16 protein-coding genes are annotated in these 24,167 nt (G+C 63.1%); 10 read left to right on the forward strand and 6 right to left on the reverse strand.

Annotated features, from left to right (window positions below):
• Nucleotides 1-47 precede the first annotated feature (47 nt).
• The 4 genes from YY7_RS0128480 (at nt 48) to YY7_RS0128495 (ending at nt 4,524) form a co-directional block, all read left to right on the forward strand.
• Nucleotides 48-731, forward strand: coding sequence for a hypothetical protein (locus YY7_RS0128480; protein WP_035691140.1), 684 nt, complete (start codon nt 48-50; stop codon nt 729-731).
• Nucleotides 732-848: 117 nt separating this feature from the next.
• Nucleotides 849-1,628 (forward strand): enoyl-CoA hydratase, encoded by a 780-nt coding sequence (locus YY7_RS0128485; RefSeq protein ID WP_028166192.1) that lies wholly within the window; start codon nt 849-851, stop codon nt 1,626-1,628.
• Nucleotides 1,629-2,010: 382 nt separating this feature from the next.
• A complete protein-coding gene (locus tag YY7_RS0128490) occupies nt 2,011-3,429 on the forward strand; it encodes a TolC family outer membrane protein (RefSeq protein WP_028166193.1) in 1,419 nt (472 codons plus the stop codon).
• A gap of 123 nt (nt 3,430-3,552) precedes the next feature.
• Nucleotides 3,553-4,524 carry an amidohydrolase family protein gene (locus YY7_RS0128495; protein ID WP_028166194.1) on the forward strand — a complete coding sequence of 324 codons (972 nt, stop codon included), beginning with the start codon at nt 3,553-3,555 and terminating at the stop codon, nt 4,522-4,524.
• Here the strand turns inward: YY7_RS0128495 and YY7_RS0128500 are convergent.
• A complete protein-coding gene (locus YY7_RS0128500; protein WP_028166195.1) occupies nt 4,514-7,642 on the reverse strand; it encodes an efflux RND transporter permease subunit in 3,129 nt (1,042 codons plus the stop codon). The two genes, YY7_RS0128495 and YY7_RS0128500, sit on opposite strands and share 11 nt — an antisense overlap.
• Before the next feature lie 32 nt (nt 7,643-7,674).
• On the reverse strand, nt 7,675-8,919 hold the full coding sequence (locus YY7_RS0128505) for an efflux RND transporter periplasmic adaptor subunit (RefSeq protein ID WP_028166196.1): 1,245 nt from the start codon (nt 8,917-8,919) through the stop codon (nt 7,675-7,677).
• 347 nt (nt 8,920-9,266) lie between these two features.
• Here YY7_RS0128505 and YY7_RS0128510 point away from each other — a divergent pair, with 347 nt between their 5' ends.
• From YY7_RS0128510 to YY7_RS0128525, 4 genes are all read left to right on the forward strand, one after another.
• Entirely contained in the window at nt 9,267-9,551 is a 285-nt protein-coding gene (locus YY7_RS0128510; RefSeq protein ID WP_028166197.1) for a hypothetical protein, read from the forward strand.
• Nucleotides 9,552-10,546: 995 nt separating this feature from the next.
• On the forward strand, nt 10,547-11,038 hold the full coding sequence (locus YY7_RS0128515; protein WP_051396980.1) for a hypothetical protein: 492 nt from the start codon (nt 10,547-10,549) through the stop codon (nt 11,036-11,038).
• Nucleotides 11,039-11,065: 27 nt separating this feature from the next.
• Nucleotides 11,066-12,493: a non-oxidative hydroxyarylic acid decarboxylases subunit C gene (locus tag YY7_RS0128520; protein ID WP_028166199.1), complete on the forward strand. Its 1,428-nt coding sequence runs from the start codon at nt 11,066-11,068 to the stop codon at nt 12,491-12,493.
• A complete protein-coding gene (locus YY7_RS0128525; RefSeq protein ID WP_051396981.1) occupies nt 12,490-12,750 on the forward strand; it encodes a non-oxidative hydroxyarylic acid decarboxylases subunit D in 261 nt (86 codons plus the stop codon). Before YY7_RS0128520 ends, YY7_RS0128525 begins: the two co-directional genes overlap by 4 nt.
• Nucleotides 12,751-12,963: 213 nt before the next feature.
• On the opposite strand, the gene YY7_RS0128530 is transcribed toward YY7_RS0128525, so the two are convergent.
• The 4 genes from YY7_RS0128530 to YY7_RS0128550 form a co-directional block, all read right to left on the reverse strand.
• On the reverse strand, nt 12,964-13,803 hold the full coding sequence (locus YY7_RS0128530) for a universal stress protein (protein ID WP_028166201.1): 840 nt from the start codon (nt 13,801-13,803) through the stop codon (nt 12,964-12,966).
• Nucleotides 13,804-14,054: 251 nt separating this feature from the next.
• Nucleotides 14,055-17,615 (reverse strand): error-prone DNA polymerase, encoded by a 3,561-nt coding sequence (locus tag YY7_RS0128540; RefSeq protein ID WP_028166202.1) that lies wholly within the window; start codon nt 17,613-17,615, stop codon nt 14,055-14,057.
• Nucleotides 17,612-19,114: a Y-family DNA polymerase gene (locus YY7_RS0128545; RefSeq protein ID WP_155255360.1), complete on the reverse strand. Its 1,503-nt coding sequence runs from the start codon at nt 19,112-19,114 to the stop codon at nt 17,612-17,614. The genes YY7_RS0128540 and YY7_RS0128545 overlap by 4 nt, the downstream gene beginning before the upstream one ends.
• A gap of 241 nt (nt 19,115-19,355) precedes the next feature.
• Nucleotides 19,356-20,150 (reverse strand): ImuA family protein, encoded by a 795-nt coding sequence (locus tag YY7_RS0128550; RefSeq protein ID WP_028166204.1) that lies wholly within the window; start codon nt 20,148-20,150, stop codon nt 19,356-19,358.
• 285 nt (nt 20,151-20,435) lie between these two features.
• Here YY7_RS0128550 and YY7_RS0128560 point away from each other — a divergent pair, with 285 nt between their 5' ends.
• Both YY7_RS0128560 and YY7_RS0128565 read left to right on the forward strand, forming a co-directional pair.
• The gene (locus YY7_RS0128560; protein WP_028166205.1) at nt 20,436-21,791 is read left to right on the forward strand and encodes a UdgX family uracil-DNA binding protein; all 1,356 of its coding nucleotides are present in this window, start codon (nt 20,436-20,438) and stop codon (nt 21,789-21,791) included.
• 418 nt (nt 21,792-22,209) lie between these two features.
• Complete coding sequence (locus tag YY7_RS0128565; protein WP_028166206.1) at nt 22,210-23,838, forward strand: inorganic phosphate transporter; 1,629 nt, start codon at nt 22,210-22,212, stop codon at nt 23,836-23,838.
• The last annotated feature ends 329 nt before the right edge of the window (nt 23,839-24,167 follow it).

Here is a 24,167-nt window from a genome sequence, read left to right on the forward strand (position 1 = left end):
GGGGTCTCATTCGCCCCTCAGGGGCGGGCAAATGGGGAGATTGTCAGATGATCACCAAAGCCAGCGGGCTTCTGGCGGTGCTTGTGGCCGCAGGGCTGTTTGCATGCGTCGCCGCGCCGTCCCCGGTCGAGGCGGCAGGTTCGGGCGGCACGACTGCGTCGGACTCCGATAGTGCGGCAAGTGTTAAGAAACAGAGTACGCGTCACGCAAAGCGCGACAAGTCAGCCAAGACCGAATCTAAATCGTCCGATTCCAAGTCCTCCGAATCCAAGTCGTCCGAGGCCAAGAAACCGGATAGCGCCGAGACCGCCGACGCCGCAGCCGTGTCGCTTCCGGCATTGGTCGCCAATGCCAAGGCCGAACTGACCCCCAACGTTCCTGCCGATAATGCGAGTGCGATGTCGGCGAAGGCCAACACGCTGCTCGCCGCATCCGATAAGCCCGACGAGGCAAAGGCGCCCGGTGATGCCGACGTCGTCGCCTCCGACCAGCTCAACGAAGTCGATCGCGCGATGCAGGAGAGCCAGCAGCAGAATCAGCCCGCCGCGCAGCCACAGCCGCAGCAGCCTGCCCCGGCGGTCGCGATGACGACCGCCCAGGCGCCGACGGCGGCGCCGGTCGCCAGCGCCGACGACACGACCTGGGACCGGACTTCCCTGATCGGCAAGATCTTCATCGCCGCGGGCGCGTTGCTGACCATGGCGTCTGCCGCCCGCATGTTCATGGCCTGACGTCCCCTTGTGCCCGGACGCGCGGCGCAAATAGCGCCACACCGCGTCCGGGAGCCCACTTGAAGCCCACCCTGTCAGCGGGCACATTGCCGCCAGATCAGGAGAACGGGGTGGATCATGTCGACGTTTGAACACATCATTGTCGAGAGCAAGGGCGCGGTCGGCATCATCAAGCTGAACCGTCCCAAAATGCTCAACGCGCTGTCCTTCGGCGTCTTCCGCGAGATCGCAGCCGCAATCGACGACCTCGAGGCGGACGACGCCATCGGATGCATCGTCCTCACCGGCAGCGAGAAGGCCTTTGCCGCCGGCGCGGACATCAAGGAGATGGAGCCGAAAGGCTTCATCGACATGTTCACCAGCGACTTCGCCGCTGTTGGCGGCGACCGCGTCGCCAGATGCCGCAAGCCGACGATTGCGGCGGTGGCGGGATATGCACTTGGCGGCGGCTGTGAGCTTGCCATGATGTGCGACATCATCATCGCTGCCGATACCGCGAAGTTCGGCCAGCCCGAGATCACGCTCGGCACGATCCCCGGAATCGGCGGCACGCAGCGGCTGACGCGCGCGATCGGCAAGTCGAAGGCGATGGATCTCTGCCTCACCGGACGGATGATGGATGCCGCCGAGGCCGAACGCTCCGGCCTCGTCAGCCGCGTCGTGCCTGCCGACAGGCTGATGGACGAAGCACTCACCGCCGCTGAAAAGATCGCATCGATGTCGCGCCCGGCAGCGGCGATGGCCAAGGAAGCCGTCAACCGCGCCTTCGAGACCACGCTGTCGGAAGGCCTCAACGTCGAACGCAACCTGTTCCACTCGACCTTCGCGCTCGAAGACCGTTCCGAAGGCATGGCCGCCTTCATCGAGAAGCGACAGCCTGTGAATAAGAACAGGTAAGCTAGAGCATGATGAGATCAGGTCGAATTGGCGCCACGTCGGAGGTGCCTTACCTCTCCCCGACGGGGAGAGGTCGGATCGCATCGTGAGATGCGATCCGGGTGAGGGGGATGAGCTCCATCGAGGAACCGTAACCCCTCACCCGGCGCTGCGCGCCGACCTCTCCCTACGGGAGAGGTACAACCGCGGTCACGCCGATTCAACCAAGTGACATCATGCTCTAAATCACTGTCGTCACCGTCTGTGACGAACCGGCAACAGACAAGCGCTGATTTGATGTGCAGATGTCGCGCGACCGTTTGTCAGTAGCGAGACCATCCCCTAAACAGTAGATGTGACCCAGTCGACGGGGGCGGACAGTCGGGGTGGTTTGCGGGTTATTATGGTTGGACGTGCCGCTAGAGTTAGCGACGTGAGAAGGCGTTTGCTTCAGACGGGCATTTGCCTTGGCGTTATGCTTTGTGTCGATTTCGCCGCCTCGGCGGTCCATGCGGAGAGCCTCCCTGAAGCACTCGCCAAAGCCTACCAGACCAATCCGGCGCTGAATGCCGAGCGGGCGCGGCAGCGGGCGACCGACGAGAACGTGCCGCAGGCACTGACTGGCTATCGTCCGCAGATCGCAGCAACCCTCTCCGCCGGTTTGCAGGCGGTGCGCGACCTCTTGCCAAATAACGTCGTTCAGACCGCGAACCTGAAGCCGTGGCAGATCGGCCTGACGGTGACGCAGACGCTGTTCAACGGTTTCAAGACCGCCAACAGCGTGCGGGTGGCGGAACTGCAGGTGCAATCCGGCCGCGAGGCGCTGCGCAATGTCGGCCAGGGCGTGCTGCTGGACGCGGTGACCGCTTATACCAACGTGCTCGCCAACCAGTCCTTGGTCGAGGCGCAGCGCGCCAACGTCGCGTTTCTGCGCGAAACGCAAGCCATCACGCAGAAGCGCCTCAATGCCGGCGATGTCACGCCGACCGACACGGCGCAGGCCGAAGCGCGACTGAACCGCGGGCTTGCCGATCTCAACGCCGCCGAGATCAGTCTCGCGATCAGCCAAGCGACCTACGCACAGGTCATCGGCAATGCGCCCGGGCAATTGCGGCCTGCCGAGACCACCGACCGCCTGCTGCCGCGCAATCGCGAGGACGCGATCGGGCTCGCCTTCAAAGAGCACCCGGCGGTGATGGCGGCAAGCTACGACGTCGACGTCGCCTCGACCACGATCCGCGTCGCCGAGAGCAGTCTGATGCCGAACGTCACGGTGCAGGGCAGCGTGAGCCGCAGCCGCGACTCCGACCCGACGCTCGGCACATTCGGAACCGACCAGGCTTCCATCATCGGCCAGTTGAACCAGCCGATCTATGACGGCGGCATGGCGGCGTCCCAGACCCGGCAGGCCAAGGAAGTGGCGGCGCAGAGCCGGCTGGTGCTCGACCAGGTTCGTAACCAGGCGCGCACCGCTGCGATCAGCGCCTGGGTCGCCAACGAAGGTGCCAAGACGGCGGTCTCCGCTTCCGAGTCCGAAGTCCGTGCCGCGAACGTTGCGCTGCAGGGCGTGCAGCGCGAGGCGGCTGGCGGCCAGCGCACCACCGTCGACGTGCTCAATGCGCAACAGGATTTGATCTCGGCCAGAGCCCGGCTGATCGGCGCACTGCGCGACCGCGTGATCGCCTCCTACAGCCTGCTCAGCGCCATCGGCCGGCTCGACGTCAAGAACCTCAATCTCAATACGCCCGATTACCTGCCGGAGGTGCATTACCATCAGGTGCGCGACGCCTGGCACGGGCTGCGCACGCCGTCCGGACAGTGATCCGGCATAGGCATCACCGCCTTCCCGCCCGCACATTCGCCCTGTAACCTCGCTCAACCGGCGGCTGATAACGCCGGGGCGCAGCAAGCGCCGATCAAACGAGGAAACGCAGGGAGAAGACCAATGCTGACGCGACGCAGTATGATGCTTGCCTCCATCGCGGCCGGAGTGATGATGAACAACAGAGACGTGCACGCCAAGGCAGCCCAGCCTTCGACGCCGGTGAATTTCGACGTGCCGGCCGGCGCCTGCGACTGCCACACCCACATCCATGGCGATCCCCAGAAATTCCCGTTCTTCGCCGGTCGCGTCTACACGCCGGAACCGGCCTCGCCCGAGGAGATGAGCGCGCTGCACAAGGCGCTTGGGATCGAGCGCGTGGTGATCGTGACGCCGAGCGTCTACGGCACCGACAATTCCGCGACCCGCTTCGGCATGATGGCACGCGGCGCGACCGCGCGGGGGGTGGCTGTCATCGACGACAAGACGCCGGAAAGCGATCTGGATGCGATGCAGAAGGACGGTTTTCGTGGCATCCGCCTCAACCTCGCAACCGGCGGCATCAACGATCCCAATGTCGCCCGTGCCCGCCTGACCTCCGGGATCGACCGCGTCAAGGCGCGGGGCTGGCATGTGCAGGTGTACACGAACTTGCCGCTGATCCCGGCGGTCAAGGACCTCGTCGCCGCATCGCCCGTGCCCGTTGTCTTCGACCATTTCGGCGGCGCGCAGGCCGCGCTCGGCGTGGAACAACCGGGTTTTCCGGACCTTGTCGAACTGGTGAAGTCCGGCAAGGCCTATGTGAAGATCTCCGGCGCCTACCGCGCCTCCAAGCTTGCGCCCGACTATCAAGACGCAATCCCGCTCGCCAAGGCCCTGATCGCGGCAAATCCCGACCGCATCGTCTGGGGCACCGACTGGCCGCATCCCGATACGGTGGTGCCGCCCGGAAAGCAGGTCACGGATGTTGTTCCGCTGTACCAGATCGACGACGGACGCCTTCTCAACCAGCTCGCGGTGTGGGCGCCGGACGCGGCGACGCGCAAGAAGATCCTGGTCGACAACCCGGCCCGGCTCTACGGCTTCACCTCCTAGATTCGCGCCGCGAGAAATAGGAGATCAGGACCGGCAGCGTCACGAGGATGACGAGCGGCGCCAGCATCATGCCGGTCACGACCACGACCGCGAGCGGCTTCTGCACCTGCGAGCCGATCCCTCCCGACAGCGCCGCCGGCAATAGCCCGACGCCGGCGACGACGCAGGTCATCAACACCGGGCGCAGTTGCAATTCACCGGTGCGGACCACGGCCCGCATCCGCTCGTAACCTTCATCGATGAGCTGGTTGAACTGCGACAAGATGATGATGCCGTCCATCACGGCGATGCCGAACAGCGCGATGAAGCCGATCGCGGCCGAGACGCTGAAGGGAATGCCGGAGACCAGCAGCCCGAGCACGCCGCCGAAGATCGCCATCGGGATCACGCTCATGGCGAGCAGCGTGTCGACCATCGAGCCGAAATTGAGGAACAGCAGTATCCCGATCAAACCGAGGCTGATCGGCACCACGATCGACAGCCGCTTGATCGCGTCCTGCAGATTGCCGAACTCGCCGACCCATTCGACACGCGATCCCGGCGGGAGCTTGACCTGGTCCGTGACCTTCTGCTGCGCCTCCTGGATCGCGCTGCCGAGGTCGCGCTCACGCACCGAGAATTTGATCGGCAGATAGCGTTCCTGCTGCTCGCGATAGATATAGGCGGCGCCCGAGATCAGCTTGATCGAGGCCACTTCGCTCAGCGGGATCTGCGTGATCCCGCCGTTCGGGTTGGCGACGCCGATGCGCAGGTTCTGGATCGCTTCGGCGCTCTTGCGGTACTCCGGAGCAAGCCGCACGATGATCGGGAAATGACGGTCGCTGCCGGGCTCATAGAGATCGCCAGCGCTGTCGCCGCCGACCGCGACCTTGATCGTGGCATTGATGTCGCCCGGTGACAGGCCATAGCGCGCGGCGCGGGCGCGGTCGACGTCGATCTGGATCGTCGGCTGGCCGAGCGAGGTGAACACGGCAAGGTCGGTGATCCCCTGCACCGTCGAGAGCACCGACTTGATCTGATTGGCCGTGTCGGTCAACGCCTGCAGGTCGCTGCCGTAAAGCTTGATCGAGTTCTCGCCCTTCACACCCGAAACCGCTTCGGAGACGTTGTCCTGCAGATATTGCGAGAAGTTGAATTCGACGCCGGGAAACTTGTCCTGCAACTGCGCCAAGAGCTGCGCGGTAAGCTCATCCTTGTCGCGCGTGCCGGGCCATTCGCTTGCCGGTTTCAACGGCGCGAAGAATTCCGCGTTGAAGAGACCGGCGGCGTCGGTTCCGTCGTCGGGACGGCCATGCTGTGACACCACCGATTCCACCTCGGGACGGGCGCGGATCATCCGGCGCATCTCGTTGACATAGGCATTGCCTTCCTGCAGCGAGATCGTCGGCGGCAGCGTGGCGCGGATCCACAGATTGCCCTCTTCCAGCTTCGGCAGGAATTCGAGCCCGAGCAATCGTACCGACAGCGCGGTCAACACCACGAGGGCGGCCGCACCGGCCATCACCACTCGCCGGTTGGCGACCGCCCAGTTCAGGACGGGCAAATAGAGGCGATCGAGCTGCCTCATGATCCAGGTCTCGGTCTCCTGGATATGCGCGGGCAGGATGATCGCGCTCAACGCCGGCGTGATCGTGAAGGTCGCGAGCAGACCACCGGCGAGCGCATAGGCATAGGTCCGCGCCATCGGTCCGAAGATGTTGCCCTCGACGCCGCTCAGCGTGAACAGCGGCAGGAAGGCGGCCACGATGATGGTGGCGGCAAAGAAGATCGAGCGCGATACGTCGGCGGACGCCGACAGGATCGCGTGGGTCTTGATGCCCATCATGGTTTCGGCGGAGACATGGCTCTGCTCGGCTTCAGAAAGCCGCGTGGTCTGTGACAGGCGGCGGAAGATCGCCTCCATCATGATGACGGTGGCATCCACGATCAGCCCGAAGTCGATCGCGCCGACCGACAACAGATTGGCGGATTCGCCGCGCAGCACCAGGATGATCACGGCAAAGAACAGCGCGAAGGGAATGGTTGCGCCGACGATCAGCGCGCTGCGAAGATCACCGAGGAATATCCATTGCAGCAGCACGATCAGGAGGATGCCGACCACCATGTTGTGCAGCACGGTGTGGGTGGTGAGATCGATCAGGTCCTTGCGGTCGTAGATGCGCTCGATCCTGACCCCCGGCGGCAGGATCGAGGAGTGATTGATCGATTTGACCAGTTGTTCGACGCGGGCGATCGTCGGTGAGCTCTGCTCGCCGCGGCGCATCAGCACGATGCCCTGCACGATGTCATCGTCATTGTCGATTCCGGCAATCCCGAGCCGCGGCTTCTCGCCGATGGTGACGGTCGCGATATCCCTCACCAGTACGGGGTTGCCGCCGGACTGCGACACCATGGTGTTGTTGAGATCGTCGACCGAACGGATCAGGCCGACGCCGCGCACCACCGCGGACTGGGTGCCGATATCGACCGTGTTGCCGCCGACATTGATGTTGGCGTTGCTCACCGCCTGCAACACCTGCGGCAAGGTCAAGCCGTTGGCGACGAGCTTGTTGAAATCGACCTGCACCTCATAGGTCTTGGTCTTGCCGCCCCAGCCGGTGACGTCGATCACGCCGGGCACGGCGCGGAAGCGGCGTTGCAGCACCCAATCCTGCAATGTCTTCAGATCGAGGACGCTGTAGTTGGGCGGGCCGACCAGCCGGTAACGAAAGATCTCGCCGATCGGGCTGAGCGGTGAGATCGTCGGCTGCACATTGCCGGGCAAAGGCGGCAGTTGCGCGAGGCGGTTCAGGACCTGCTGCTGCGCCTCGTCATAGGTGTAATCGAAGGAGAACTGCAGCTTGACGTCGGAGAGGCCGTAGAGCGAGATGGTGCGGATCGTGCGCAGGTTCTTCAGCCCGGCGACCTGGGTCTCGATCGGAATTGTGATGTAGCGCTCGATCTCCTCTGCCGACAGGCCCGGGCTTTGCGTCACGACGTCGACCATCGGCGGCGTCGGATCGGGATAGGCCTCGATGTTGAGGTGCTGGAAGGCAATCAGCCCGCCGATTATGACGGCGGCGAAGATGCCGACCATCAGATAGCGGCGGCTGACTGCGAGAGCGACGAGGCGATCCATTTCAGATCGAAGCTTTCAATAATCCGGGAATGTCAGGTACCGGAGGCGGCGCGGTCGATGAACAGGCTGCCCTTGGTGACGATCTGCTCGCCTGGCCGCAGATTGCCGACGATCTCGACGAGATCGCCGTTGGTGATCCCCGGCTTCACCTGGCGCAGTTCGATCGTCTTGTCCGGATGCGCGACCCAGACGCGCACCTGGTCGCCTTCATAGATCAGCGCCTGCTTGGGTACGCCGACCGCGGGATGGTCGCCCGGCGAATAGAGTGTGACATTGGCGAACATCTCCGGCTTCAGCGCGCCATCCGCGTTGTCGATGGTGGCGCGGACCAGGAGCCGGCGCGTCGCCGGATCGATCGCTGCGGCGACATAATTGATGCGCGCGGTCAGCGAGCGGCCCGGCAGCGCCATCACGCTGAATGTGAGGTCCTGCCCGACCGCGACCTTGGCGGCGTCGCTCTCGCGGACGAAGGCGAGCAGCCAGACCGTCGAGAGATCGCCGATGACGTAGACGGGATCACTGGCGCCCGAGGAAACATATTGCCCGGGGCCCGCCTTGCGCTGCACCACCGTGCCGCCGATCGGCGCGAAGATCGTGATCTCCGGATTGATGCCGCCCTTCTGGCGCAGCGCATCGATATCGGCGTCGCCGAAGCCCAGGATACGCAGCTTGTTGCGCGCGGCCTCCAGCGTCGTCCGCGCCGAACGCAGGTCGTTCTGCGCCTGGACCAGCGTGGCCTGGCTCTGCTGATAATCCTTCAGCGGCACGGCCTTGCCTTCGAACAAGTCCCTGGCACGGTTGTCCTGGATCTGCGCCAGATCGACCGCGGACTTCGCCTTGTTCACGCCGGTCATCGCCGAGATGTAGTCGTTCTGCGCCTGCACGGTGTCGGCGGCCTCGATCACGAACAGCGGCTGGCCCTTGACGACGCTGTCGCCGGGCCGCGCCAGCAGCTTGGTGATGCGGCCGGTATAGGGCGAGAACACCGGGGTGGAGCGATCCTCGTCGATGCCGATCTTGCCCTCGGTCACGTATTCGGCGCGGAAGGCACGCTCGGAGACCGGCTGCAGGCTGAGGCTCGCCCATTCGGCAGGGGTCGGCGTGTAGCGCTGCAGGCCTTTGCGGGATTGGCTCGAAATCTCCGAATGGCCGCCATTTGCCCCCTTGTTGTGCAGGGATGCGTAAGCCACGCCACCGGCAACCGCCAGCACGGCCACGACCAGCGCCAGGCGCTGACGGCTAAGGGTCTGCAATTGCTTGGTAATGTCTTTGACCATGGGCCGTGGCTGATGTCGGAGGTTCCGCTGCGCGCTAATAGTGCCCAATTACCGGTTCAGACAACCAAAAAAGCGACAATTGGACGCAGGTTCCGGTTTATCTTTGGACAGTGAGGCATGAACGCCGGGTGAATGCCAAGCCCCGGGAAATTCCGGGGTGGCGGCCGGCGAAACTAAAGCGGGCCGTGTGACAGGCCCTGCCGTGCGCAGGCAGATCTGCCTGACGATCCCTCCTGTTTTGACGATGCCGACCGCCTGCCTTTTTCGGCATGGTTGAACCGGTCGCGCTTCGGCATTCCCTCAATTGTGTGCCCCAAGAGCAGTGCCCGAACTGGGAAGGAGTTGCAATGGCCATCGATCCCTTGACCGCCGCCGGCGTCGTGCTGGCGACGGCCGCAACCGATGCGGTCTACGTGATGTTCACGTCCGCCGTGGTGGCACGCAAACGCGTGCCGGCGGCAACCTGGAGCAGCGTCTGGTACGTGCTCTCGTCCTATGCGGTGATCAGTTACACCGAAAACTCGGTCTACGTGTTCTTCGCGGCGATCGGCTCCTGGGTCGGCGCCTACCTGACGATGACGTTCCTGCATCGACCTCCCGGCGGGCCACCGGTGGGCGCCGCGGTGGAATGAAGCGGATGTGCGCGTGGAGATGGTGGGTGGGATGGGGTTCGGATTCAAATGTCAAACAGCAACTCCGCTGTCATCGTCCAGCTTGACCGGACGACCCAGTAATCCAGAGGCGGTCGTGCTTGAGCCGAGAGGCCGCCGGATACTGGATGCCCCGCCTTCGCGGGGCATGACGGTGGAGTATGAGGAAGCAGCAGTTCGCGTTCTCGCGGCATTGTTCGCCCGAGCTTTGCTTCACTTTCCACCCTCATTGAACAGAGGGCGCAGGGAAAGCCGGGTGCTGGTTGCACCCGTGGGTCCCGTGCAACAAAAAGCACGGGGGTAGGACCACAGGTTCAACCGAAGCATTCCGGCTTTCCCTGCGCGATGGTGTTACGGTTTCCTTCGTGCTCTCCTTGGTGACCGGGCTTTCTTGCCACCATCGCCTCTCGCGCGGATTTCTTCGCGCAAAAAACTTAGCGCCAGCGTCGGGGCGCCAGGACCACACGACTTCGCCGTCCGTGATGTGTGTGCTCGTCAGTCACACGCTTCACGTCCACCGCATCCCACCGCAACGTTCGTGACGATCGCGAGCCGCCCCTCATCCGCCGTGAGACGCGCGGAGTTAAATCACTGATTTGCCCGACGACGGAAGCGGAATGTTTTTCCTGCGAGGGGTGGACCGGGCAAATCAGGTTGGAATCGCTTGCATAATTTGCTTCGCCGTGCACGCGACTTTGGACCCTCATGGTGAGGAGCGCGCAGCGCGTCTCGAACCATGAGGCCCCGCTCTCGCCTGGAGCCCCTCCCTCGAGACGCCGCTAACGCGGCTCCTCGGGATGAGGGCGGGGGCGCCGTTGCAGGGAACAGCCTTTGGTAGTACTTCTTTTGCAGGGCTAGTCACGCTTGTCTCTTCCGCGAGACCGCGATGACCGCGGCGCACCGATCCTGCCTCACTTCAATGAACTGCCGCCTTCGATTTCCGCGAGAATGCGGATCACCTCCGAGGGAGATGTGAAATGAAGGAAGCCGAGCACTTCTACGCGGCGCCCGCAACCAGCAGCAAGATCCCGGACGGGGTAGTCCGTTATCTCGATGGCACCGACCTGGAGACCAAAACCCAGGCGCTGCGTCTCTCGACGGTTGGTTCGGACGGATGGCCTCACGCTGCCCTGCTCAGTGCAGGCGATATGGTGATCGTGCCTTCTGGTCGCGTCCGCTTTGCGGTTTTTCCGCAATCGACAATGGCCTCCAATCTTGAACGCGAAGGACGGCTCACGATCGCGCTTTCACTCGATGGCGGCATTTGCGAGATGAAGCTCCGCTGTCGCCGCCTCGCCCACTCTTCTTCCGATGTGCCGCTGGCGTTGTTCGAGGCGGAGGTCGACTCGGTACGCCAGCATGTCGCGCCATACGCGGATGTAACAGGCGGAGTCACCTTTGCACTGCACGATCCTCAAGCCGTACTCTCGCGTTGGCAACGGCAGATTGCCGCGTTACGCGCCGCTTGAAACCAATCCGAGCAATCGGGGGCAGAAATGCGTGCCTACAAGGACCTTCGCGAATTCCTGTCCGCCCTCGAGCAAGAGCGGCAATTGCTGCGCATCCATGATCAGGTTCTTCCCGAACCGGACATTGCGGCCGCGGCCTGCGCCCTTACAGAGATCGGCGAGGACAGCCCCGCGATCTATTTCGACAACATCGCCGGCTACACCAGCGCTCGGGTCGCCATGAACATACATGGATCATGGAGCAACCATGCTCTCGCGCTTGGCATGGAAAAAGACGCCAGCATGCGCGATCAATTTTTTGAGTTCGTCCGACGCTTCCAGCAATATCCTGGCACATTGGAGCGCGTCGAGACCGCGCCCTGGCAGGAGGTTGTCGTCGACAAGGACGTGAACCTCTACGAACTGCTGCCGCTGTTTCGTCTCAACCGCGGCGATGGCGGCTACTTCATCGACAAAGCCTGCACCATCAGCCGAGACCTGGACGACTGGAACAATGACGATGTCGAGAACGTCGGCATCTATCGCCTGCAGGTCAAAGGACGAAATCGCCTTGGAATCCAGACTGTGCCGCAGCACGATATCGCGATCCATATGGCTCATGCGGAAGCCCGCGGCGAAGACTTGCCGGTCGCGATCGCGCTTGGGAACGAGCCCATCATCACGCTGATGGGCGCGACGCCGCTGCTCTACGATCAGCTCGAATACAAGATGGCGGCCGTGATGCAGGGCGCGCCATACCGTGTCGTCAAGACTGCAAAGGGCCTGGATGTCCCCTGGGGATCCGAATATGTGCTGGAGGGCCGCCTGCTTTGCGGACAGCGCGAGACCGAGGGGCCGTTTGGTGAATTCCCCGGCTATTATTCGGGATGCCATAAATATCCGGTGATCGAGATCGATCGCGTGTCGCACCGCAAGGATCCGGTCTACGACGCGGTCTATGTGGGGCGGCCCTGGACCGAGCTCGACTTCCTGCAAGCCATGACGACGAGCGCGCCGATCTTCCTTCAACTCAAGACGACGTTTCCCGAAGTCGTTGCCGTCAATGCACTCTATACCCACGGTCTGGTGGTCGTCGTCTCGACAAAAATCCGCTATGGCGGCTTCGCCAAATATGTGGGCTTGCGCGTGCTAACCACGACCCATGGTCTCGGATACGCAAAAGTCGTGATCGTTGTTGACGAGCAAGTCGACCCGTTCGATCTTAAGCAGGTGATGTGGGCGATATCGGTGAAGGTAAACCCTGCGGGCGACATCGTGACCATCCCGAATCTCGCAGAGAATCTTCTGGATCCGGCCTGCAGTCCGGCCGGCGTGGTGACCAAGATGATCATCGACGCCACCACGCCGATCGCGCCTGACATCCGCGGCGACTATGGCGAGGAACTCGACAAGCCGCAGCACACCGATCAGTGGCGGACCAAGCTTATGGCTCTGGCGAAGGAGATGCGGACATGACGGCGACAACCGCCGACACTCTTCCGGCCGCATGTCCGCGATGTCGATCAGGCAAGATCGAGGTCCGCAGCAAATCTCCCGTTGCCGGGGTCTGGACCGTGTTCGGTTGTCCGACATGCCTCTATGTCTGGAGATCGACCGAGCCGGAGGAGAACGTGAACCCGGACAAATATCCCGTCGCCTTTCGGCTGCGCCCCGAGGATCTTGCCAATCTGCAGGTGGTTCCACCGATTCCACCGCGCGGGTCATCCTCGTGAGTCCGTGCAGGACATTGGCCATTGTCATTCCGGGGCGATGCGAAGCATCGAGCCCGGAATCTATTTCTCCACTTGCGCCTGCGGCCCAATGGATTCCGGGCTCGCGCTGCGCGCGCCCCGGAATGACGGACAGTGAGAGTTTCTCGGCCATCCCTCGTGACGCCGCTTCGCGATGCCCGGAAGACACCTAGGGCAGTCCGGTGGGCACGATTTTCAATGCGCCATCAATAACGGCAAGTCTGCGTGTTCCATGATGTGGCTGGTGGCGCCGCCGAAAATCATTTGCCGCAGCCTGGTCCTTGTGAAGGCTCCCTTGATCAATAGATCGCAGCCGTCCGCCTTGGCCGCGGCGAGCACCGCTTCGCCGGTGCTGCGACCGTTCAGCTCGATGCTCAGGGGCTCTGCGGCAATGCCATTGTACCGCAATTGCTTGCGCACCTGATCGGCCGATGGACCCGGCACATCCTGTCCGCCGATGACAGTCAACACCGTCACGCGTCCGGCCAGGTGCAATAGCGGCATCGCCAACGCGTTGGCGCGGGCCTGCTCGGTGCTGCCATTCCAGTGGATCATGATGTTGGTCGCGATCTGTTTCGGAGCAGTCGGCGGCGACAGCACAACAGGCCGACCGCTTTCGAACAATCCCGACTCGACCGCCCGCCGATAGAGAGGGTCCGTAGCAGCACCCGGCCTGCTCATCACAATCACATCGAACACGCGGCCATGGCTGCCGACGAGGCCCTCGCCCGGCGGCACCTCGGCGAACCAGCTATACCAAGGTCGGTCCGCGGTCATTTTCGCAGCAGCAACACCGTGCTGCTGCATGAAAGTCTCGAACAGCTCGCGCTCGCCCGCCGCCTCCGCTTCGCGCCGCACCCGATAGGTTTCCATGGAATAGCTGCTGGCCAGCCCCGCCACGACAAACTCAGGCGTGCCAAACCACAGTGGAACCCCCTCGATATAGGCGCCGGTGCGCCGCGCGAGCAGCACCGCCGTTTCGAGTGTGGATGTCATGGCCGGGGTATTTTGGGTCGGTACCAAAATCGTCTTCATTGTCAGCTCCCGCCCGTTGCAGATGAACGATAGTCCAGGCAGCCAAAACGGCACTGACTTTCGATATGGTAGACCTTCGGGACGGGATCGCCAACGCCGAGTGCATTGCGAAATCGAGCTATGATGTGCAATTGCACATCAGAGAATCCATTTCGCCGCAGAGTATGCCGCCTGATGGATTCCGGGTTCGCCCTTCGGGCGCCCCGGAATGACGATGGTGGTTGTGGCGACAGCGACGACAGCGGCGGGATTCAATGGAAATCGCGTGAGGGCGGCAGAATGCGGACGTTGCGGGGGTGGCGGATTCTTTGCGGGGAGTTTTCGCCGTGGTCGCGGCGGTCGTCGTTGAGGGGTTCGACCAAAGCCGGGCCGGCCGGCACGGCAGGCTTGGCGCTGAAGGCGTCGTTGGAGAGATTGATGAGGTCATAGGAGCGATCGATCATGCGCTGCGCGACCAGGTGCGTCACCTGCTCCGGGCTACTTTGGATATAGCCTTCGACCAGGATCAGCCGCGCGCCCATCACTTCTTTCCGGTATTGCTCCATCACCTTCGGCCACACCACGATATTGGCGATCCCGGTCTCGTCCTCGAGCGTCATGAACACCACGCCATTGGCGCTGCCCGGGCGCTGCCGCACCAGCACCACGCCGGCGCAGCGGACGCGGCGCCTATCGTTCCGATGGCAGATCTCCTGGCAGGGCACGACGCGCTCTTTTGCAAACATCGCGCGCAGGAACTCCATCGGGTGGCCTTTCAGCGACAGGCGGATGGTCTGGTAGTCGGCGACCACCTGCTCCTGCCGCGGCATCTGCGGCAAGGGTTTTGCGTTCTCGTCCGGCTGCTCGCGGGCAACAGCGGCTTCGAACAGAGGCAAAGGCACGTCGTCGGGCAGCCGCCGCACTGCCCAGAGCGCGGCGCGGCGATCAAGCCCGATCGAGCGGAAGGCATCGGCGTCCGCAAGCAGGATCAACGCGCGCTTGGGCAGGCCGGTGTCGCGGGCGAAATCCTCCAGCGAGGTGAAGGGACGCCGCTGCCGCGCAGCGACAATGCGGTCAGCCCAGTCGATTTCTTCACCTCTCCCATAGGGAGAGGTCGCGCCCAACGGGTCGCGCCGAAGGCGCGCCCGATGACAGGCTCCAGCGCGGGTGAGGGGCGCGGTCTCTCGTGGGACCTGAGCCCCCTCACCCGACTTGCACATGGTCATATGCAAGTCGACCTCTCCCCGCTGGGGAGAGGTGGGAGCGTGCGGCAACATCGCAGGTTCACCATGGAATGACGCCTGGATTTGCTTCAGCTTCTCCTCATCCGGGTCTTTCCAGTTGAAGCCGTCGATCTGGCGGAAGCCTAGCCTCACGGCACAGTGCTTACCGCTGCCCTCCTCCAACATGTTCTGGGCGAAGCTGTAGGATATGTCGATCTCTCGAACCTCGACGCCGTTCTTGCGGGCGTCGCCGACGATCTGCGCAGGGGCGTAAAAGCCCATCGGTTGCGAGTTGAGCAGTGCGCAGCAGAAGGCGTCGGGGTGATGATGCTTGAGCCAGGAGGAGATGTAGACGAGTTGGGCAAAACTCGCGGCATGGCTTTCCGGGAAGCCGTAGGAGCCAAAACCCTTGATCTGGTCGAAGCAGCTTCTGGCGAATTCGCCATCATAGCCGCGTGCGACCATGTTGCCGATCAGCTTGTCCTCGTACTTGCCGATGGTGCCGAGATTGCGGAAGGTCGCCATCGAGCGGCGCAGGCCATTGGCCTTTTCGGAGGTGAATTTTGCGGCTTCGATGGCGATCCGCATCGCCTGCTCCTGGAACAGCGGCACGCCGAGGGTCTTGTGCAGCACCCTGTACAATTCGTCTGCAGGACCGTGCTCCGGTGACGGTGATGGATAGCTCACCTTCTCCTGCTTGTTTCGCCGGCGCAGATAGGGATGCACCATGTCACCCTGGATCGGCCCCGGGCGCACGATCGCGACCTCGATGACGAGGTCATAGAATTCCCGCGGTTTCAAGCGCGGCAGCATGTTCATCTGCGCGCGGCTCTCGACCTGGAACACGCCGAGCGATTCACCGCGGCACAGCATGTCATAGACTTTTTCGTCTTCCTGCGGGACCGTCGCAAGCTCGTATCGCTCGCCCTTGTGATCGGCGATCAGGTCAAAGCTCTTGCGGATGCAGGTCAGCATGCCCAGCGCCAGCACGTCGACCTTCATCATGTTGAGCGCGTCGACGTCGTCCTTGTCCCATTCGATGAAGGTGCGGTCTTCCATCGCGGCATTGCCGATCGGCACGTAGGTGTCGAGCCTATCCTGCGTCAGCACGTAGCCGCCGACATGCTGCGAGAGATGGCGCGGGAATTCGATCAGCTCGGTGGCAAGATCGACGGCGAGTCCGATCATCTCGTTCCTGGGGTCGAGCCCCGCCTGCCGCACCTGCATGTCGTTGAGGCCCTTGCCCCAGCTTCCCCACACAGTATCGGCGAGCGCGGCGGTGACGTCCTCGGTCAGCCCCAGCGCCTTGCCGACGTCGCGGATCGCGCTGCGCGGACGATAATGGATGACGGTTGCGATGATGGCGGCGCGGTGACGGCCATAGCGGCGATAGACATATTGCATCACCTCCTCGCGCCGCGAATGCTCGAAATCGACGTCGATGTCGGGCGGCTCCAGCCGCTCTTTCGAGATGAAGCGCTCGAACAGGAGATCGACCTTGGTCGGATCGACCGAGGTGATGCCGAGCACGTAGCACACGGCCGAGTTTGCCGCCGATCCCCGCCCCTGGCACAGAATGCCCTGGCTGCGCGCGTAACGGACAATGTCGTGCACGGTCAGGAAATAATGCGCGTATTTCAGCTCGGCGATCAGCGCGAGCTCCTTGTGCAAGGTGGCGCGAAGCGTGTCGTCGATCTTGCCGCCGAAATAATTGATGACACCGGCCCAGGTCAGGTCTTCGAGATGCTGCTGCGCGGTCTTGCCCGGCGGCACCGGCTCATCGGGATATTGGTATTTGAGCTGGTCGAGCGAGAAGGTGATGCGGTCGGCAAAGCGCATGGTCTCGACGATCGCGTCGGGAAAATCGCGGAACAGCCGCGCCATCTCCTGCGCAGGTTTCAGATGCCGCTCGGCATTGGCTTCCAGTCTTTTGCCGATCGCATCGATCGTCGTCTTCTCCCTGATACAGGTGAGCACATCCTGCAGCGGGCGGCGCGCGGGATGGTGATAGAGCACTTCGTTGGTTGCGAGCAGCGGCACGTCTGCTGTCGTCGCAAGGTGATGCAATCGTGCCAGGCGCCGCTTGTCGTCGCCACGATAGAGAAGGCTTGCGGCGAGCCATACGCCATCGGCACGGCTTGCTTTCAGGCGTTCGAGCAGATCGAGCGACTCTGTCGTCTCGAAACGATGCGGCAAGGACAGCACCAGGAGCTGGTCTTCGGCGAATTCCAGGAGATCGCTCAGCTTCAGATGGCACTCACCCTTTTCGATCCTCTTGATGTCATCGCCGCGCTTGCCGCGGGTGAGGAGCTGACACAGCCGGCCGTAAGCCGCGCGGTCGCGCGGATAGACCAGGATGTCAGGCGTGCCGTCCATGAAGACGATGCGCGAACCGATCAGGAGCTTTGGCGGATGTGTCACTTTCGAATTTTCGAGCTCCTTGTAGGCACGGACCACACCGGCGAGCGTGTTGCGGTCGGCAAGCCCGATCACGGGGATGCGGAGAATGCTCGCCTGATGCACATAGGCGCGCGGATCCGATCCGCCGCGCAGGAAGGAGAAATTGCTTGTGATGCCGATCTCGGCATAGTCGGGAGCCGGTTCCATCATGCGAAAAGCCCATGCACGAACCAGTTGGCGGGAATGGGCTTGCCGTCTTCGTCGATCAGTTCGCTGTCGTAAAGGCCGTCGCGAAAGATCCAGAAGCGCAGGCCCTGCTCGTCCTCGACGCGGAAATAGTCGCGCGTCAGCACCTTCCCGTCCTGCTGCCACCATTCCATGGCGATGCGCTCGGGACCCTCGACCCGCACCACCTGATGCGTAGCGCGTCGCCAGGTGAAGCGATGCGGCGGTCCATCCGGTACGGTGGCGAACGGCACCTTGATCGGCTCCGGCCTTTCGAACAGGCGCAGCGGACGGAGCGGCGGTTCACCCTCGGCGCGCGCGGGCCAGGCGGCTTGCGAGGCCGCGGCCAGATGATGCTGCGCAGGGGCGGCAAGCGCCGCGCGCTCGGGGATATGGGTGTCCTCCGGCAGGTACACGACCACGCGCTTGCCGCCGATGCGGGCGGCGATGCGGTCGATCAGCGCGGCAAGCTCGTCATTGTCATGGACATGGGCATCGAGATCGCGCTGCTGCTGCACCACGATCTCGGTACGACCAGCCGACAGGCGGATCAGGTCGAAGCCGAAGCCGGGATCGAGGGGATCGCTCAGTGCATCGAGCCGCTCGCGGAACAGGCGGTCGATCACCTCGGGCTTCGTGACCGCGCGCCCGGTCTCGACGGCAAGCGTGCGCACCGCGCCGTCGGTGCGGAAGAAGCCTGCTTCCAGCTTCCGCGCGCCCTTGCCCTGCTTGTCCATCGCCTGGACCAGCATCTTGGCGAGGTTCTGCAGCGTCAGCGCGATCATGGGCTCGGTCGTGACCGGCTCAGGAAACCGCTTTTCGACGATGTAGTCAGGCAATGGCTTGCGCGGACTGATCGGCGCATCGCCCTGCCCCAGCGCGTGCTCGAGCCGCGTGGTGAAGGCAGCACCGAAACGCGCCGCAATCTCATGGCGCGCGCGGGCAGCAACATCGCCGATCGTCTTCAAGCCGGCGCGGCGCAGGCCTTTGGTGATCGTCTCATCGGCGCCCAATGCCGAGATCGGCAGAGGGCTGACAGCTTCGACCTCCGCACCATCCTCGATGATCCTGCCTGACGAATGCCGCGTCAGCGTACGGGCGCAAACCGAGGTGGCTGCGATCGCGCCGCTGACGGCAAAGCCGCGCCGACTGAGAGCGCTGCAGATGATCTGCAGCATCGCGTGTTCGCCGCCGAACAGATGGGCGCAGCCGGTGATATCGAGGAAGAGACCGTAGGGCGGGTCGAGCGCCACCAGAGGTGTGAAGCGGTCGCACCAGTCGGCGATGTCATTGAGCGTTTTGGCATCCGCGACCTCGTCGGCATCATAGACCGTCAGTTCCGGGCAGATCGCGCGGGCATTGGCGAGTGGCAGGCCAGTCGACAGCCCGCTTCGCGCGGCGATGTCGTCGAGAGAGTGGATGACGAGCGCGTTGTGCTCCTTGATGACGACAACGCTGGGGATTTCTTTCTTCACCTCTCCCATAGGGAGAGGTCGGATCGCATCGTTAGATGCGATCCGGGTGAGGGGTGCGGTCTCTCGCGGGACCTGAGCCCCCTCACCCGACTTGCACATAGCCATGTGCAAGTCGACCTCTCCCCGTTGGGGAGAGGTGGGAACTCGCGGCGATACCGGTTCGATCAAGGAGACCGCGTGACTCGCGGAGACACCCCCACCCCAGCCCTCCCCCGCTTGCGGGAGAGGGGGTGCGGCGCCCGTGTGGCGATCAACTGGCGAGGCGCTGCTTCGCGCCAGTTGCCGCTTGATCCGATCGATGGGCAGGCGCGGCAGCCACAGGCTGAGGATACGCCGACGGTTCACTGAAAAGGCACTCATCACATTTCCATTCCATGATCCATCGCCCGACCGGGCCATGACGGTTGCGAACGAGCTGCGCATCGAACAGAGGCGCGCCCCACGCGCTCCAACTGGCGCCCGGCGGCGAATGCGCCGCGCGCACGATCCATCTGGTTTCCGCGGTGGACGGAAGCGGCGTTGCCGCCAGGCGCAGCAGCAGCGCGGGGACGCCTGATGATTGCGCTGATAGCGTCAGCTTGCGGCTCGCGACCAGATCGAGCTGCTTGGACTCGCCCCAGACTTCCATGATGACGGCGCCTAACGCGTCGCAGGCGAGCGCATCGGCCGTGGTGCGCAAGGCATTGTCGATGTCGGCGGCGCGCACGGTGACGAGGATACGCGGATCGAGGCCAAGCTCGGACAGACCGTTCATCGACAGCGCGCCGGATTCGGTTTCGGAAAAATCCTGCCGCACCCAGACCAGCGGCTTTCGCGCGGCAAGACGGCCGGCGAGACCTGCGATGAAACCGGTGGCGGAAGCGCCCTGGTGCCCCTCGGCAAACACCTCGTGCACCGCGGCTTTCGCGAGGCCGCCCTTGAGCATCGCATCAGCGCCGGCATGACCGAGCGCGATCCGCGGCAGCGGATGCGCTTCATTGGATGTCTCAATGCGCTCGATGCGCCCACGCAGGGACGCAAGCGTGCTCAGGCGTGCGCTCGTCATGCGCCGCTCCTTAAGGAAGATATCGGGGCCGCTGCTGGCTTCCGGGAGAAACTAGAAGCTGGCCCAATTGTTCATGGTATGTTCTAATATAAAGCCAACTGCGCGGGAGGAGTCAATCAGATTGGTAACGGGATAAATTCATGAATGAAATCAATGGGATTCATGAGAGCCGTCATGGCCGGGCTTGTCCCGGCCACCCACGTTCTTTCCTTGGTGAGGAAGGCGTGGATGCCCGGGTCAAGCCCGGGCATGACGAGAGGAGAGACAGGAGGGAGAGTAAGTGCCATGCACCACATCATCCTGGGCAGCGAGACTGATTTCGACGGCTGGCGAAAGGCAGCACGGACGCTGGTGCTGAACGAGGTGCCGCCTGACGATGTAACGTGGACGGTGCGCAACAACGAAGTCGAACCGTTCGATGGGCTGGACCGCGAAGCGCCGCTCGAGCCGCCACACGGCACGTTCAGCGTGCCGGCCAAATTCGTCGAGCTGGCGAAAACCGCGATCCTGCATCGCGATGCCGAGCGCTTTGCCCTGCTCTATCGCCTGTTGTGGCGCCTGCGCCGCGACCATGACCTGCTCGACGTCGCCGACGACCCTGATGTCGCGCGCATCCATGCGATGGCGAAGGCCGTGCATCACGAGGCACAGCGGATGCGCACGTCGATCCGCTTCCGCGAGATCGGGCGCGAGCACAAATCGCATTTCGTCGCCTGGTTCGAGCCGCAGCATCATGTCGTGGAACTGGCGGCGCCATTCTTCGCGAGCCGCTTCGCCGACATGCCCTGGTCCATCCTCACACCTGATGTCTGCGCGCATTGGGATGGACATGCGGTGTCGATCACCCCTGGTATCGGCGAGGTCGGGATGCCTGCAGGCAATCGGCTGGAGGAAATCTGGCAGCGTCATTACGCTACGATCTTCAACCCGGCCCGGCTGGCAGCGAAGCAATCGAGGAACCTGCCGGAGGCTTCGACGATTAAGCCCACAAGCGAAATCGCCACGCCACCGGAACCCGCCATGATCCGCCACGCCGACCGACTGAGTGCGCTGCGGAAGGAAGCCGCCGATTGCCGCGCCTGCCATCTGTATGAGCATGCGACCCAGACCGTGTTCGGCGAAGGCCCGCAAAGCGCGCAGGTGATGCTGGTCGGCGAGCAGCCGGGCGACAAGGAAGATCTCGCCGGAAAACCGTTCGTCGGTCCCGCCGGCCTGATGCTCGACCGCGCGCTTGACGAGGCCGGTATCGACCGCAAAAAGGTCTACGTCACCAATGCGGTGAAACATTTCAAATTTGTGCCGCGTGGCAAGATCCGCCTGCACCAGAAGCCGAATACGCCGGAGATCAAGGCCTGCCGCCAATGGTATGAGCGGGAACTCGCATCGATCAAACCGGACCTGGTAGTGGCGATGGGCGCGACCGCTGCGCAATGCGTGTTCAACAAGCTCACGCCGATCAACAAGAACCGCGGCCGCCTGATCGATCTTGACGACGACGTCAAGGCGCTGGTGACGGTGCATCCCTCCTATCTGCTGCGGCTGCCCGATGAGGATGCGAAAGCGCGGGAATATCAACGCTTTGTCGAGGATCTGAAGATCGCCGCGGAACTGTTGAGGAAACGCGCGCGGGCTGCGGCATAAGCATGGCCCCATGCATAACACTGCAAATATCAAGCCGTTGATAAGACTGATATCTATTTACAACCTTACATTGATGGACAATACTCCCCTATTACAGGGGGAGTTTGGGGCGTCTTGTTCACGCCAATGACGTTCCCATGCGGTCGACGCGCTGCCACGGCGCCACAGCCCCGGCGTCAGGCAGCGCGCGACCGCTCCTCTCCATCACACATCCATCACACACTTTCGCTGCGAGCATGGCTCGTCATGTGAATGGTCAACATTCATGTCGCGAGCGCGCATGACAGACGATCATCGATGCAACACCCAAGCACCGTTGCGACACGCGTTTCATTCAAGCAAACTACGGCTGTCATCTAACCTTCAAGTCAATGGTCAAGACTAAGGGCCTCCTTCCGTATTTCGACGGGGCGTCAGAATGACCGATTTTGCACTCAATACTTCAGTACGCGACGAAAGACCGATTCAGCCGGCTTCAAGGCCAAATCTCGATAAAGGCTTCAATCCGCTGACGATGATCCTCTTCTTCGGCATCCTCGCGGCGGGGTTGCTGTTCGTCGCCTACAGCATCTATTCCGACGTCGATGCCACCGGCACCCGCGTCACCACGTTCTTGCCCTACATCCTGCTGTTCGTTGCGCTCTTGATTGCGCTCGGCTTTGAATTCGTCAACGGCTTCCACGACACCGCCAACGCGGTCGCGACCGTGATCTACACGCATTCGCTGCCGGCCGAAGTCGCGGTGATGTGGTCGGGCTTCTTCAACTTCCTCGGCGTGCTGCTCTCGTCTGGCGCGGTCGCCTTCGGCATCATCTCGCTGTTGCCGGTCGAGCTGATCCTGCAAGTCGGCTCCAGCGCCGGCTTTGCCATGGTGTTCGCGCTGTTGATCGCCGCGATCCTGTGGAATCTCGGCACCTGGTATTTCGGCCTGCCAGCCTCGTCTTCGCACACGCTGATCGGCTCGATCATCGGCGTCGGCATCGCCAATGCGCTGATGCGCGGCCGCGACGGCACTTCCGGCGTCGACTGGAGCAAGGCCACCGAGATCGGCTACGCACTCTTGCTGTCGCCGCTGGTCGGCTTCATCTGCGCCGCGATACTCCTGCTCGTGCTCAAGATGCTGGTGCGCAACCCCGCCCTCTATGCCGCGCCCGAAGGCAACAAGGCGCCGCCGCTCTGGATCCGTGGCCTGCTGATCCTGACCTGCACCGGCGTCAGCTTCGCGCACGGCTCCAACGATGGGCAGAAGGGCATGGGCCTGATCATGCTGATCCTGATCGGCACCGTGCCGACGGCATATGCGCTGAACCGCGCGCTGCCGGACTCCATGGTCGCCCAGTTCCAGAAGAACTCGGAAGCCGCGTCCAAGGTGATCGCCGCGAAGGGCGCCGGTCACAGCATTATCGGCGATCCCCGTCCGGCCGTGACGCAGTACATCTCGCTTCACCACCTCACTGAGGGCACGTTCCCCTCGCTCGCGGTGCTGGTGAAAGATGTCAGCGAGCAGGTGACGAGGTACGGCTCGCTGACCAAGGTGCCCGCCGAAGCCGTCGGCAACACCCGCAACGACATGTACCTGATTTCGGAAGCGATCCGTTTCCTGATGAAGGACAAGGAGAGCGATCTCAGCAAGGAAGACATCGCGACGCTGAACGCCTACAAGGCCTCGCTCGACAGCGCGACCAAATTCATCCCGACCTGGGTGAAGATCGCCGTCGCGATCGCGCTCGGCCTCGGCACCATGATCGGCTGGAAGCGGATCGTGATCACGGTCGGCGAGAAGATCGGCAAGACCCACCTGACCTACGCGCAGGGCGCCTCCGCCGAGCTCGTCGCCGCCGGCACGATCTTCGCGGCCGATACGTTCGGCCTGCCGGTCTCCACCACGCACGTGCTGTCGTCCGGCGTCGCCGGCGCCATGGCCGCCAACGGTTCGGGCCTGCAGGTCGCGACCATCCGCAACATGGTGATGGCCTGGGTGCTGACGCTGCCCGCCGCGATCATGCTGTCGGCTTCGCTCTACGTGCTGTTCGCGAACGTGTTCTGAGCAGCGACGTCAAGAGTGAGAAAGGCTCGCACATGCGGGCCTTTCTGTTTTGCGTGAAGACAGCGACATACACTCCGTCATTGCGAGGAGCAAAGCGACGAAGCAATCCATCTCTCCACAAGCGGACGCATGGATTGCTTCGCTGCGCTCGCAATGACGGAAGGAGACAGTTGCGTAGGGTGGGCAAAGCGAAGCGTGCCCACCATCCACGGGTGGTGCAAGAAAGGTGGGCACGCTTCGCTTTGCCCACCCTACGAGACTGTGAATCTTTTTATATCGGGCGCGTGGCAGCTGTGATTCTCTTCGCGGATTGATTTGCAGGAGGGGGA

Origin of the sequence: Bradyrhizobium elkanii WSM2783 (genome assembly GCF_000472865.1) — a bacterium.
Classification (GTDB): Bacteria; Pseudomonadota; Alphaproteobacteria; order Rhizobiales; family Xanthobacteraceae; genus Bradyrhizobium; species Bradyrhizobium elkanii_A.